This is a genomic window from Niveispirillum sp. SYP-B3756 (genome assembly GCF_009495745.1).
In the GTDB taxonomy this organism is placed as follows: domain Bacteria; phylum Pseudomonadota; class Alphaproteobacteria; order Azospirillales; family Azospirillaceae; genus Niveispirillum.
Window position 1 is genome coordinate 165169 of sequence record NZ_WIDQ01000007.1, and the last position, 13446, is coordinate 178614.

At 64.0% G+C, this 13446-nt stretch carries 10 protein-coding genes and 2 tRNA genes; 9 read left to right on the forward strand and 3 right to left on the reverse strand.

Annotation, left to right across the window (positions count from 1 at the left end; genetic code table 11):
• The first annotated feature begins 11 nt into the window (after positions 1–11).
• The 4 genes from mtgA to GE253_RS15845 all read left to right on the forward strand — a co-directional run bounded on the left by mtgA (position 12) and on the right by GE253_RS15845 (position 1796).
• Positions 12–728: a monofunctional biosynthetic peptidoglycan transglycosylase gene (gene mtgA, locus GE253_RS15830; protein ID WP_153205124.1), complete on the forward strand. Its 717-nt coding sequence runs from the start codon at positions 12–14 to the stop codon at positions 726–728.
• Positions 729–956: 228 nt separating this feature from the next.
• Positions 957–1361, forward strand: a complete 405-nt coding sequence (locus GE253_RS15835) for a TIGR02300 family protein (protein ID WP_089287709.1) — start codon at positions 957–959, stop codon at positions 1359–1361.
• Positions 1362–1487: 126 nt separating this feature from the next.
• Positions 1488–1563, forward strand: a tRNA-Ala gene (locus GE253_RS15840).
• A gap of 157 nt (positions 1564–1720) precedes the next feature.
• A tRNA-Ala gene (locus tag GE253_RS15845) sits at positions 1721–1796 on the forward strand.
• A gap of 15 nt (positions 1797–1811) precedes the next feature.
• On the opposite strand, the gene GE253_RS15850 is transcribed toward GE253_RS15845, so the two are convergent.
• On the reverse strand, positions 1812–2021 hold the full coding sequence (locus GE253_RS15850) for a hypothetical protein (protein WP_153205125.1): 210 nt from the start codon (positions 2019–2021) through the stop codon (positions 1812–1814).
• 113 nt (positions 2022–2134) lie between these two features.
• Entirely contained in the window at positions 2135–2686 is a 552-nt protein-coding gene (locus GE253_RS15855) for an NUDIX hydrolase (RefSeq protein WP_153205126.1), read from the reverse strand.
• Between the two features lie 167 nt (positions 2687–2853).
• Here GE253_RS15855 and GE253_RS15860 point away from each other — a divergent pair, with 167 nt between their 5' ends.
• From GE253_RS15860 to GE253_RS15880, 5 genes are all read left to right on the forward strand, one after another.
• Positions 2854–4881, forward strand: a complete 2028-nt coding sequence (locus GE253_RS15860; RefSeq protein WP_247878687.1) for an aminopeptidase P family protein — start codon at positions 2854–2856, stop codon at positions 4879–4881.
• Between the two features lie 296 nt (positions 4882–5177).
• Entirely contained in the window at positions 5178–7424 is a 2247-nt protein-coding gene (locus GE253_RS15865) for an ATP-binding protein (protein WP_153205128.1), read from the forward strand.
• A gap of 136 nt (positions 7425–7560) precedes the next feature.
• Positions 7561–8217 (forward strand): OmpW family outer membrane protein, encoded by a 657-nt coding sequence (locus tag GE253_RS15870; RefSeq protein ID WP_089286016.1) that lies wholly within the window; start codon positions 7561–7563, stop codon positions 8215–8217.
• A 356-nt stretch (positions 8218–8573) separates the two neighbouring features.
• A protein-coding gene (prfB, locus tag GE253_RS15875) for a peptide chain release factor 2 (protein WP_153205129.1) occupies positions 8574–9696 on the forward strand; the annotation gives its coding sequence in 2 pieces (ribosomal slippage) (positions 8574–8642 and positions 8644–9696; 1122 coding nt in all).
• A 202-nt stretch (positions 9697–9898) separates the two neighbouring features.
• Complete coding sequence (locus GE253_RS15880) at positions 9899–11464, forward strand: ATP-binding protein (RefSeq protein WP_153205130.1); 1566 nt, start codon at positions 9899–9901, stop codon at positions 11462–11464.
• 12 nt (positions 11465–11476) lie between these two features.
• On the opposite strand, the gene GE253_RS15885 is transcribed toward GE253_RS15880, so the two are convergent.
• Positions 11477–13306, reverse strand: a complete 1830-nt coding sequence (locus GE253_RS15885) for a DUF885 domain-containing protein (protein ID WP_153205131.1) — start codon at positions 13304–13306, stop codon at positions 11477–11479.
• Positions 13307–13446: the final 140 nt, after the last annotated feature.

The window sequence follows — 13446 nt, forward strand, 5'->3', positions numbered from 1 at the left end:
GCGGGGTGGGCATGGCGGTTTGGCGTGGGGCGGGCAAGGGCAAGGCGGGGCGCTGGCTGCGCCTTGCCGCCTATGGCGTGGCAGGGTTTATCGCTGCCTGCCTTCTCTGGGTGCTGGCCTATGTCGTGCTGCCGGTGCCGGGCACGCCGCTGATGCTGATCCGCGCGGTGGAAAGCGGTGGCGGCTGGCAGAAACAATGGCAACCGCTGCCCCGCCTGTCGCCGCATCTGGTCCGCGCCGTCATCGCGGCGGAGGATAGCCGGTTCTGCCAGCATGGCGGGGTGGATTGGGACGCGGTAGAACAGGCGCTGGAACGTAATGAACAGGGCGGCCGCAGCGTGCGTGGCGGCAGCACCATCAGCCAGCAGGTGGCAAAAAACGCCTTCCTCTGGCCCGACCGGTCCTGGCTGCGCAAGGGGGTGGAGCTGTGGTTCACCGGGCTGGTGGAAACCTTCTGGTCCAAGCGCCGCATCATGGAAGTGTATCTGAACATTGTGGAGTGGGCCCCGGGCGTCTATGGCGCCGAAGCGGCGGCCCGCCACTGGTTCGGTAAGGGGGCCGCCGATCTTTCCCCCCGCGAGGCCGCCCTGCTGGCCGCCATCCTGCCCAGCCCGCGCCAATGGAAAGCCAACCCGCCCGGCCGCTATGTCGCCGCCCGCGCCGGCATCCTGCAACGCCGCATGGAGATTGTCCTCCGCGACGGGCTGGATGATTGCGTGGGGCGGTGAGGCCCCGCCTGTTGATAAAGCCCAGTTCCTTCCCCGACAGGTTTCAGGCGACAGGGGCGGGTGAAGCGCATAGCATGGGGGATAGGTTGGGTCCGGCAGGGCCGCTTCGCATATCGGGAAATCGGTGGTGGGTGGCCAAGTTCGTTGACAGGCCGCAGGTATCATGGCAGATGCCGCCAGAGCCGCAGTGCTGCGTTCTGGGCGCTATGGAATTGATGGAGGATTTAGGTGGCGAAGCCCGAATGGGGGGTTAAGCGCATTTGCCCGAGTTGTGGCGCGCGCTATTACGATATGCGGAAAGATCCGCCGGTGTGCCCGTCCTGCGGCACCACCTTCGACCCGGAGGCGCTGTTGCGTTCCCGCCGGGCCCGTCCGATGCCGACCGATGACGTGAAGAAGCCGGTCAAGAGCGTCGGGGACGAGGAGACGCTGGACGTCGAGACGGAGGAGCTGGACGAGGAAACGGTGGAGATCGGCGTGGATGAAGCCGATGTCGCCGACGATCTCGCCACCGACGACGTTGCCGACGATGTGGTGGAGGACGAAGACGTCCTGCTGGAAGATGCCGACGAGTTGGATGACGGCGACGACATGGGTGAAGTCGTCGATGTCGAAGGCGACGAGGATCGCTGATCCGGCGGGGGAACAGCCGATTGCATAAAAATGACAATCGGCTGAATTTTTCCCTTGCATCCAGGGGCGGGTTTCTCCATAAACCCGCCCACGGCGCTGGCGACCCAGACAGCGCGCAAAAGTTTCGGGGCCATAGCTCAGCTGGGAGAGCGCTACAATGGCATTGTAGAGGTCAGCGGTTCGATCCCGCTTGGCTCCACCAAATAATAAAGGCCCGGTCGGCAGCGACCGGGCCTTTATGCTTTTCTGCCCTTGGGCGAAAGCCGGGGCGTCCATGATTTTTCCCCTTGCATCCGTGGCGGAGTTTCTCCATAAACCCGCCCACGGCGCTGACAGCCCAGGCAGCGCGCAAAAGTTTCGGGGCCATAGCTCAGCTGGGAGAGCGCTACAATGGCATTGTAGAGGTCAGCGGTTCGATCCCGCTTGGCTCCACCAGATTCAAAGGCCCGGTCAGCAATGATCGGGCCTTTGTTGGTTCTGGTGCTGGTGGATGATTTCTTCACCCCCTCGCCATCTTGCCTTGCCCACCTTCACCATATGGCTGGCCTTGGCACCCAGGGGCCGAGCGCACCCCTCATGGCCCGCCGGCACATAAACATGCACCTCCCGTTCCGTCGGGTCGCCCTGGCGGATGCCGCGCCGCACGCGGCTATCCAGCATCAGCCGGTGCAGGGTTCCTCGCGGGCGGCGGGGGATGTGCGCATGATGGGGCCTTGATCCTGTCTGGCGGGGGAAAAGGCGTTGGCCCAATTCTGCGCCGGACGGGTGGGCGATTACAGGCCTTCCACCGGGGGTGGCGGGTTGGTTGCGGGCGGGAACGCCAGCTGCCCGATGCGGGCGCGATATTGCTCCAGCGCCCAGGGCACGGAGGGAAAGGCCAGATCGTGCCAGGGGATATCATCCCAGTTGAACATCGCCACTTCCAGGCTTTCCGGCCCGGCCGCAATGGCGGGGTCGGCCAGGGTGGCGCGATAGATCAACTGCACCTGGGAAATGCGCGGGATATTGTAGACGGCCAGCAGCGCATCAATGGCGATGCGGGCCCCGGCTTCCTCAAACGCTTCCCGTGCCGCCCCCTGCTCAGTCGTTTCCCCCAGTTCCATATAGCCGGCGGGCAGGGTCCAATAGCCCCGGCGCGGTTCGATGGCACGGCGGCACAACAGGATGCGTCCAGCCGTGTCCGTTACCACCGCGCCGACGACGATCTTGGGATTTTCATAGGCGATATAGTGGCAGTCAGGGCAGACCAACCGTTCCCGGTCCTCGCCGGGCGGGATGGTGCGAATGCGGGGGCCGGCGGTGGGGACGGGTGCAGCGTCGCTCATGCCCGCACCATGACGCCAACAGGTTGGCACCGCAAGCTGCCGCCTTGTGGAGGGGGCAATTTCTTTCGTTTCAGTATGGCAGACGGATGCGCGGCAGCGCTTGCGCCAGCATCGCTGCCGCTCTAGCCTCTGGCGCAATCCATACCGCCCAGAACGGGAGCAAACCCTTGTCCGCCTCCATCTCCACGGCCGCCTATGGCGGCGACGACAATCTCGCCCGCCTGCTGCGGGAAGCCGGGGTGGCGCGCAGCGTCGCCGATATCCGTGACCTGATCGCCGGCGTCAATGCCGCCCCGGATGGGGAATTGCCGGATGCCTGGCTGGATCTGGTCGCGTCGAAACGGTCCGATGGGTTGAGCGAGCAGTTGCTGGCGCTGCGGGCCGGCATCGCCCGCCCGGCCGATCCTGCCCATGGCGACCATGGCGCCCGGCTGGCGGCGCTACGGGCGGAGTTGCAGCGCCGGGGCCTGGATGGGTTCGTGGTGCCGCGCGCCGATGAATATCAGGGCGAATATGTACCGCTGCGCGGCAGCCGACTGGCCTGGATCAGCGGCTTCACCGCCTCTGCCGGGGCGGTGGTGGTGTTGCTGGACAAGGCAGCTGTCTTCGCCGATGGCCGCTATACGATCCAGGTCCGCCAGGAAGTATCGGCGGCCCATTTCAGCTATCACCACCTGATGGAGGAGTTCCACGGCGACTGGGCGGCAGCCAACCTGCCGGCCGGAGCCAAGCTGGGCTTTGATCCCTGGATGCACACGGCCGGCTGGGCCGACAAGATGCGGGCCTCCCTCTCCCCCGCCGGGATCGAACTGGTGCCGACCGACAGCAACCCGATCGATGCCGTCTGGACCGACCAGCCACCGGCCCCGCTGGGCATCGTCAATATCCAGCCGCTGTCCGCAACGGGTCGCGGTTCCGCCGACAAGCGGGCCGATATTGCGGCGTCGCTGGAAAAGCAGCGCCTGGATGCCGCCGTGCTGACCCAGCCGGACAGCGTCGCCTGGCTGCTGAATGTGCGCGGCTCGGACGTGCCCTGCACGCCGCTGCCGCTGTCCTTCGCCATTATCCACCGGGATGGTCAGGTTGACTGGTTCGTCGATGCGCGCAAGCTGGCGCCGGGGCTGGAGCAGCATCTGGGCAATGGGGTGGCCATCCGGGCGCCGGGTGAATTGCCGGCGGCGCTGGATGCGCTGGGGGGCAAGGAGGCGCGGGTGCGGCTGGATGGTACCACCGCCGCCCTGTGGGTGATCGACCGGCTGGAAAAGGCCGGTGCCGCCGTCGATCAGGGCGGTGACCCCTGCGTGCTGCCCAAGGCGGCCAAGAATGCGGTGGAGATCGAGGGTTCCAAGGCGGCCCATCGCCGCGACGGCGCCGCCCTGGTGCGGTTCCTGCGCTGGTTTGACGAGGTGGCGCCGAAGGGGGGCCTGGATGAGCTGACCGTGGTGGATACGCTGCTGGCCTATCGTCGCGGTGCCGCCGATTTCCGGGGGCCCAGCTTCGATACGATCAGCGGTGCCGGCCCCAATGGCGCCATTGTGCATTACCGCGCCAATGAGAAAACCAACCGTCAGGTCGATCAGAACAGCGTCTTCCTGCTGGATAGCGGCGGTCAGTATCTGGACGGCACCACCGACATCACCCGCACCCTGGCGGTGGGCGATCCGGGCCCGCAGGCGCGGCGCCATTTCACCCTGGTGCTGAAGGGCCATATCGCGCTGAACCGCGTCCGCTTCCCCATGGGCACGGCGGGCATTCAGCTGGATGTGCTGGCCCGCCAGTTCCTCTGGCAGGCGGGTCTGGATTACGACCATGGCACCGGCCATGGCGTCGGCTCCTTCCTGTCCGTGCATGAAGGGCCGCAGCGCATCGGCAAGACGGTGAACGGCGTCGTGCTGCTGCCGGGCATGATCCTGTCCAACGAGCCGGGTTACTATCTGGCCGGTTCCTACGGCATCCGGGTGGAGAATCTGGAACTGGTGGTGCCGGTGGAGATTGCCGGGGCTGAGCGCCCGATGCTGGGGTTTGAGACGCTGACCCTGTGCCCTATCGACCTGCGGATGGTGGATGCGTCGCTGCTGACGGCGGAAGAACGGGATTGGCTGAATGCCTATCACGCCCGTGTTCTGCGTGAACTGTCCCCGCTGGTGGAAGGCGCTGATCGCGCCTGGCTGGATCAGGCAACACGGGCAATCTGATCGCGGCTTGATCCCAAGCGAGGCCCGCCCCGGTTCAAACGGGGCGGGCCTTTTCCATGCTGCCCATGGCCCTTGACCATGGGATTGGCACCGTCTCCCAGGCACCGGGCGCCGCAACAAGGCTGTCTGGCGCCAGCCTCCGGCCATCATTGTCCAAAATCAGCAATATTATCTGATCATCTTCTTTTATGAAGGGCACCTGATCATTTTGCCCCCGTGACATTTCTGCGCCGACATGATTGAAGAAAGGGTTAGCTCTACCGGCGGGATGATTTCAGGGAAAGGCTGGCGGCATCATGGAACTGCTGAAGCAGCTGCATGTCCCGACATTGATGGTGGTGTTTATCGTCACCAGCCTGTCGCTGACTTTTGTCATGGCCGTCTATTGGTGGCGGCAGCGCGCGATCCCTGGTCTGGGCTATTGGACGCTCTCCAGCATTGTTGGCTGTCTGGGGTTCAGCTTCCTTATCGCGCGCGGCTATATCCCACTCTGGCTTTCGGTGTCGCTGGGCAACCTGCTGGTCGGGTTTGCCCTGGTGCTGGTGCTCGTGGGCATCCGCCGCTTTTCCGGCCGCCCGCCGGGCTGGGCCACGCCGCTCTGGACATTGTTCATGCTGGTCGGCGTGCTGGTTTATGACGTGCTGACACGGGACGATCTGGTGCTTCGCTCCATCCTGGCCTCCATCTGGGTGGGGGGGATCAATGGTGCCAATGCCTGGGAAAGCTGGCGCTCCGGCCACCGTACCCGTCAGCAACTGTGGATTTTGCCGACGGCCATTTTCGGCATCATGACCCTGGTGATGGTGGCACGGCTGCTGGATCTTGTCCTCAGTCCCCGTCAGGTTTTTTATTTCTCACCCAGCCCCAGCAATGGGCTGAACCTGCTGCTGTCCACCGTTGGTGCCAATCTGTGCTGTCTGGCCATGATGGGGGTGACCAATGAATGGCTGCAGCGGCGTCTGCAATTGCAGGTATCCGCTTCGGCCCGCTATGCCCGCCAGCGCGATCAGGCGGCCCAGCGGGCCGAAGCCGCCAGCCGGTCCAAATCGGTTTTCCTGGCCACTGTCAGCCATGAAATCCGCACCCCGATCAATGCCATGATGGGCGGGCTGGAAATTATGAACGGGGCGGGCGGCGACCGGTTGGCCACCCGACGAGCCCTGTCGGTGATGGAGAAGGCAGGGCAGTCCATGCTGTCGCTGCTGGAGGATTTGCTGGATCTCAGCCGGATGGAGGCTGGGCATCTCTCGCTTGCCAGCGAACCGGTCGACCTGCATCAAAGGCTTTATGATGCGGTGGAATTGATGGCAGGGCGTGCCGCGGCCAATGGCCTGTCGCTGGATATTGCCATCGCCCCTGACGTGCCGCGTTATGTCAGCACCGATCCGGCCCGCCTGCGCCAGATTTTGCTGAATCTGATCGGGAATGCGGTGAAATTCACCGAGGTGGGCGGCATCCATGTTGCGGTCACCCGCCGGCCGCTGCAGATGGGGGACAAGGCCGGGACCAATGGTGTGCCGCTGCGGATTACTGTGGCCGATACCGGCATCGGCATTGCCTCCGAAAAGCTGGCCCATGTCTTCGAACCCTTCTATCAGGCAGAAGCGGGGGACAGCCGTCGCCATGGCGGTGTCGGCCTGGGTCTGTCGATCTGCCATAAGCTGATCCGCATGATGGGTGGCAATATCAGTGTGGATAGCAGCCTTGGCCACGGCACGGTCTTTACTGTCGATCTGCCGATGCCTCTGGCGTTGATGCCGCAACAGGGGAACGCCACCGTGCGCAGTCTGCCCTGCTGGAATCGCCGGCCGCAGGTGATGTTGGTGGAGGATGACGAGGTCAATCGCTTCGTCGCCCAGCAATTGCTGAACCGGCATGGGGTGGAGGTGATCCAGGCCCCCGACGGGGAAACGGCGTTGGCTCTGCTGCGCGAGAAAGCCGTTTCCACCGTGCTGATGGATATCGGGATGCCTGGCCTGGATGGGTTCGAGACCACGGCCCGGTTGCGCGCCAGTGGCGGCCCCATGGCACATGTGCCGGTCATTGCGCTCACCGCCAATGTATTGCCGGAGACCGTGGCTCGCAGCCGCATTGTCGGAATGCAGGGCTTCATCGCCAAGCCGATCCGGCTGGAGGAATTGTTGGCAGCTTTGGCTGCGGTGATGCCGCCGGACGGGTTGGGGCGGGTGGAAACGCCTGATCCCGCGTCTGCTCCACCGCCATCGGCCTTGTCCACCCTGCGTGACCGACTGGGCGATGGCGCCACCAGCCAGTTGTTGCAACTGGCCGGGGAGCAGATGGCGCTGGCCCGCCGGTCGCTGGCTTTCGATGCCACGCCGGCGCCGGCGGAACTGCGGCGCATTGCCCTGCGGCTGGCGGATGCGCTGGATGCTGTGGAACAGACTACCGACGCCCAGGCGCTGCGCGATTGTCTGGGACTGCTGCTGGATGGCCAGCCCCCTGGCACGGCGCAGGCGGCCATGGATGCCATCCTGGCCGGCGCCCAGGCCCGCCTGCCTCGACCGCATCAGTCGGCAGCATAAACAAACGCCGAATTGATCCAAGTCAGAGAAACAGCGATCATGAAGTTATAGAAAAGCTCCTGTAGGACGCGCCAAGGAGAGCGCGCCGCTGGGAAGACGAAATATTCGCCCGGCACATGATATAGGAGCCTCTGTTATGAAAAAGACTGCCCTGGCTGCCGCCATTGGTGGCGCCGCCCTCCTGATGTCCGCCGCCACCCCTGCCATGGCGGAGAAGGCCGCCGGGGATTTGCTCGTTCGTGGCCGCGTGATCTTCGTGTCGCCGGATGAAAGCAGCGATCTGAAGCTGGGCAATGCCGCCATCCCCGGCCATGCCTCCCTCGACATGTCCGTCGTGCCGGAACTGGATTTCAGCTATTTCTTCACCGACAATATCGCGGCTGAGCTGATCCTGGGCACCACCCATCACCACCCGAAGGCCAAGGCCACCCCGCTGGGTGCCTCGGTTGATCTGGGCGATGTCTGGCTGCTGCCGCCGACGGTGACCCTGCAGTACCATTTCAACCCGAAGGGCCAGATCAGCCCCTATGTCGGTGCGGGTCTGAACTACACCTTCTTCTATGGCGAAGATCCGGGCCAGGCCCTGGATACCAAGTATGACAATGGCTTTGGCTATGCCCTGCAGGCCGGTGTGGATGTGGAGCTGACCAAGAAGTGGTCGCTGAACCTCGACGTCAAGAAGCTGTGGCTGAACACGGATGTGAAGGTCAATGCCGGCCTGCCGTCCCTGATCAATGCCGATGTTGATATCAACCCCTGGATCATCGGCGTCGGCGTCGGCTACCGCTTCTGATGTCATACTCATCTCCCTTGATCGTAACCGATCAAGGGAGATGAGTGTTCCCTCACGCGCCGGGCGGCGGCATCCGCCGCCTTGGCTTACGCGGGCACGAGCCCGCGGGCCAGCGGTCACTGGCCTCCAACCTGTCTGAAGGTCAACCTTCAGACAGGTTGGTATCATTGGGTTCAGGCAGTCCGAAAAGGCCGCAGGGGCTTTCCCTGCGGCCTTTTCACGTTCAGGGCAGCGGCTATGCCCGGTCATGGGCGTGATAGGGCTTGGCGCGGCGGGCGCGCGCCGCTACATACAACGCTCCCTAAATGTTGGCCGCCCCCTGGGTGGTCCACCCTTGTGATCATCAGGAGCCGCCCATGCGTGCCGAGATCCAGGCGGTGATCGAGGCTGTTGAACAGTCCTTGGTCCTGCTGAGGAGGCATCTTTGACTGGGAGAAATCCCTTTTCCGCCTCGACGAACTGACCGCCCTTTGTGAAGACCCCAACCTCTGGAACGATGCTGAGCGTGCCCAGAAGCTGTTGCGGGAAAAGAACCAGCTGGATTCGGGCCTGAACGGCACCAGACAGCTGGAACGCGACATGAAGGATAATCTGGAACTGTTGGAGATGGCCGAAGCCGAGGGCGATCAGGATATGATCACCGAGGCGGAAACCGCTCTGCTGGGCCTGAAGGACCGCGCCGCCAAGATGGAGCTGGAAAGCCTGCTTTCCGGCGAAGCCGACGCCAACGACGCCTTCCTGGAAGTCAATGCCGGTGCCGGTGGCACAGAGGCCCAGGATTGGGCCCTGATCCTGCTGCGTATGTATACGCGCTGGGCCGAGCAGCATGACTATAAGGTGGATCTGCTGGACGAGACGAACGGCGAAGAAGCCGGCATCAAGTCCGCTACCATCCAGATCAAGGGGCACAATGCCTATGGCTGGCTGAAGTCGGAAACGGGTGTGCACCGTCTGGTGCGCATTTCCCCATTCGACAGCCAGGCGCGGCGCCACACCTCCTTCTCCTCCGTGTCCGTCACCCCGGTGATCGACGACAAGATCAATGTCGAGATCAACGAGAAGGATGTGAAGGTTGACACGTTCCGCGCCAGCGGGGCCGGCGGCCAGCACGTCAACAAGACCGACTCGGCGGTGCGCTTCACCCACATTCCCACCGGGATTGTGGTGTCGTGCCAGCAGGAACGCAGCCAGCACAAGAACCGCGCCAAGGCGTGGGACATGCTGCGCGCCCGCATCTATGAGATGGAACTGCGCAAGCGCGAAGAGGCGGCCAACGCCCTGGAAGCCACCAAGAGCGATATTGGCTGGGGCCACCAGATCCGCTCTTACGTGCTGCAGCCCTATCAGATGGTGAAGGATCTGCGCACCAACGTGGAAACCAGCGACAGCGCCGGCGTGTTGAACGGCGATCTGGACCGGTTCCTGCAGGCAGCATTGGCGCAGCGTATCCAGGGCCATGGGGATCAGCAGGCCGGCTGACGGTCCCTGTTCCCGGCGGCCATAATCCGTTATGATGGTCACCCGGCAACAAAATGTTGCCGGGTGACTGTTTTTGTCGCACAACATTTGACAGGTTCCCGGAGAATCTGTCGGTTCCCGTTCCCGGTCCGGAAAATTTCAAACGAAATTCATCGAATGCCGCCCCTGGCGGGCGTCTTCGGCTTTGTGCAGGGATTGCCGCATGATCGCAGCGGATACCAGCGGGTTTCCTGACCCGACCGGGTTCGGCCTGGGTGACGGGCGGTTGATGGCTGCCTATTTCGAATCGACCCAGCAGATGCTGATCCTGCTGGACCCGGATGGGTTGGTGCTGTCCGCCAACCGGGCCGCCCTGCGCAGCGGCGGTCTGTTGCTGCAAAGCCTGATCGGCCGCCCCCTCTGGTCCACGCCCTGGTGGCAGGGGGCGTCGCTGGAACAGGAACGGCTGCGCGCCGCCATTCTGGCCTCTGCCCGGCGCGGCGCCACCATCCGCATGGATTTGCAGACCGGCCCCGGCTTCATGGCGCCGCTGATCTTCGATCTGGCGTTGACGCCGATCCTGGACGAACGCGGGCGCGTCCATCGCCTGATGGTCGAAGGCCGCGACGTCACGGAGGCACGGGAGATCGAGACTGCCCTGCGCACCAATGAACAGCGCCTGCGCGACATGGTGGAAGGCTCGGTCCAGGGTATTATGGTGCATCAGGGCGGGCATATCCTGTTCGCCAACCCGGCCTTTCTGGAAATGACCGGCTATGCCGATCTAGGCGCGCTGCGGCGGGCCGGCGTGTCCAGCATCATCCTGACCAGCGAGCTGGAAACCGCGAAGATGGAATGGGAGCGGCTGCTGGCGGGCGATCAGCTGCCGGTCCAGCGCAACCGGATGCTGCGCTGCCAGAATGGCGCCCTGATCTTTGTCGATGTGTTGGCCCGCGCGGTGGATTGGGATGGGCATAAGGCCATCCAGGCCACGCTGGTGGATGTGACGGCGCAGACCCAGGCGGCCACGGCAGAGGCGGCCCGGCTGGCGGCGGAGGAGGCATCGCGCGCCAAATCCGCTTTCATCGCCACCATGAGCCATGAGCTGCGCACGCCGCTGAACGCCATTCTGGGCTTTGCCGGCATGATCGCCACCGATGCCGGGCCGGATGATCCCCATGCCGAATATGCCGACGATATCATCATGGCGGCCCGGCATCTGCTCTCCCTGATCAATGACATGCTGGACCTGTCGAAGATCGAGGCGGGGCGGCTGGTGCTGGACCTGTGCTGGATTCCGCTGGAACATGAATTGCGCCAGGTGCGGCGCATCGCCCAGGGGCTGGTCCGCGCCAAGGAACTGGCCTTTGATCTGGAGATGACCGGGGCGGAGGGGGTGCAGCTGCTGGGCGATGAACGGGCGGTGCGCCAGCTGCTGCTGAATATCGTCGGCAATGCGGTGAAATTCACCCCCGATGGTGGTTCCATCCGCATCAAGGTGGGGCTGGAGGCGGATGGCGACCTGACCATCGTGGTGGCCGACAGCGGGGTGGGCATCCAGCCCGATGATCTGCACCGCATCTGGCGGCCGTTTGAACAGGTGGGTCGGGTGCAGGATCATCAGCATGGCACGGGGCTGGGGCTTTCCATCGCGCGGGCGCTGGCAGAACTGCATGGCGCCAGCGTCTCGGTGGAAAGCCGGCCCAATGAAGGCACGGCTTTCAGCTTCCGCTTCCCGGCCGGCAATGTGACCATTGCCCCACCGCCGGGCGAACGCCCGGCGGATTGATAGAAATTTCCCTCAGGCGCTCTTGCGGCTGTCGACCCACTGCGCCACCACCTCTTCCAAGATGGGCAGGGTGACGGGGCCGTTCTTCAGCACCGTGTCATGGAAACCCCTTATGTCGAACTTCTCGCCCAGGGTGGCCTTGGCCTGTTCGCGCAGCTCCAAAATCTTGTTCATACCGATCTTGTAGCCCAGGGCCTGACCGGGCCAGACGAAATAGCGCTCGATCTCGTTCTCATTGTCGGCAATGGGGTTGGCGGTATTCTCGCCCATCCAGGCGATGGCCTGTTCGCGCGTCCATTTCTTGGCATGGATGCCGGTATCCACCACCAGCCGCCCGGCGCGGAACAGTTCGGACACAATGCGCCCGGCCTCTGAGAGCGGTTCCTTATAGAAGCCGAAATCCTTGGTCATGCGCTCCGTATACATGGCCCAGCCTTCGCCATAGGCGGTGTCCCAGGTGAAGCGGCGGAAGGTGGGGATGCCGTCGGTTTCCTGGGCGATGGCGATCTGCATATGGTGGCCGGGCAGGGCTTCGTGGTGGCACAAAGCCTCCAGATCATGCCGCGTCTGCACCGACATGTCGGACAGGTTGGCATAGAACACGCCGGGGCGGGAGCCATCGGGGGAGGATTGTTCGTAAAAGGCGCTGGGGGTGGCCTTTTCCCGATAGGCCTCCACCGGCTTCACCACCACCTTGGCCTTGGGCAGGGTGCCGAACATCTCGCTCAGGCGGGCGGCCACGCCGTCAATATAGCCGGCGGCGGTGGCCAGATATTCCTTGCGGCCCGCCTCGCTGTCGGGGAAGCGCATGGCGGGATCGGTGCGCAGATGCTGGAAGAAATCCTGCACGCTGCCCTTGAAGCCCAGCTTGACCATGGCCTGCTGCAATTCCCCATGCAGGCGGGCGGTTTCCGACAGGCCCAGCGCGTGGATTTCATCCGCTGTCATCAGCAGGCCGGTATGAAAGCGGATCTGCGCCCGGTAATAGTCGTCGCCATCGGGCAGGGCCCAGGCACCATTATTGGCCGTCTGCTGCTTCTGGAACCCTTCCACCGCGGCGATGAAGCGGCCATAGGCCGGCTTCAACTTGTCGGAAAGTGCTGCACGACCGGCGCGGATCAGCGCCTGCTTTTCGGATGCAGGGATGGAGAGCTTCTCCACCTTCTCCTTCAGGTCGGCCAGCAGCGGGCTGTCCGGTCCCTTGGTGAAGGGGGCCCCTTCCACCACATTCCGCGCGGCAGTCAGAATGCGGGGGAAGCTGAAGGCGGGCGGCAGCACGCCCTTTTTCGCCTGCCGGCCCATCTGGTCGATGGTGATATCGATCAGCGTGGCGGCCCCGTTCAGGCGGGTGACATAATCCTCCGCATCCTGCTTCTTCTCCACGGCGTGATAGCCGATCAGGAAGGAGGGGATGTTGGTATGCACGCCTTCCAGATGGCTGACGGCGAACTGGTGGAAGCGCCAGCGATAAAATTCAATGCCGGTGGTCAGCTTCTGTTCGAGCAGCCGGTGGCTGATGCGGGCCGACGGCGACAGGCTGTTAATGTCAAAGCCGCGCAGTTCCTTCAGCGTGGCGGCAGCGATGCGCAGGCTTTCCTGCTGATAGCCGTCATCGGGTAGGGTCCAGGCATCATGGCGGCCGGGCAGGCCCAGACGGGTGCGCATTTCCGGGCTGCGCGCCAGTTCATCCTGCCACGCCTTTTCCAGGAAGGCGTTGAAAGCCTTGTCGGCGGTGGTCTCGGGGGTGGCGGCAAGGGCCATGCGCGCCATCACCCCATCCAGGGCGGCGGCGGTGGCGGACAGGGCGAACAGACCGGCAAGGGTGGCGCGGCGGCTCAACATCGGTGGTTTCACTCCAAGAAACGGCAGCCAGCGGTGCCGGTGGATGAAAGATGGTGCCCATCCTAGCCCGATCGGGTTTCACGCCAAGCCCGCTGTTGTAACGGGCCTGTAACGGTGGGGTGTTTCTTCGCCATTCTCTT

Coding starts and splice junctions, on each gene's coding strand:
- mtgA (WP_153205124.1), top strand. CDS start 12: ATGGCGGTTTGGCGTGGGGCGGGCAAGGGCAAGGCGGGGCGCTGGCTG.
- GE253_RS15850 (WP_153205125.1), bottom strand. CDS start 2,021: ATGCTGGATAGCCGCGTGCGGCGCGGCATCCGCCAGGGCGACCCGACG.
- GE253_RS15855 (WP_153205126.1), bottom strand. CDS start 2,686: ATGAGCGACGCTGCACCCGTCCCCACCGCCGGCCCCCGCATTCGCACC.
- GE253_RS15865 (WP_153205128.1), top strand. CDS start 5,178: ATGGAACTGCTGAAGCAGCTGCATGTCCCGACATTGATGGTGGTGTTT.
- GE253_RS15870 (WP_089286016.1), top strand. CDS start 7,561: ATGAAAAAGACTGCCCTGGCTGCCGCCATTGGTGGCGCCGCCCTCCTG.
- GE253_RS15880 (WP_153205130.1), top strand. CDS start 9,899: ATGATCGCAGCGGATACCAGCGGGTTTCCTGACCCGACCGGGTTCGGC.
- GE253_RS15885 (WP_153205131.1), bottom strand. CDS start 13,306: ATGTTGAGCCGCCGCGCCACCCTTGCCGGTCTGTTCGCCCTGTCCGCC.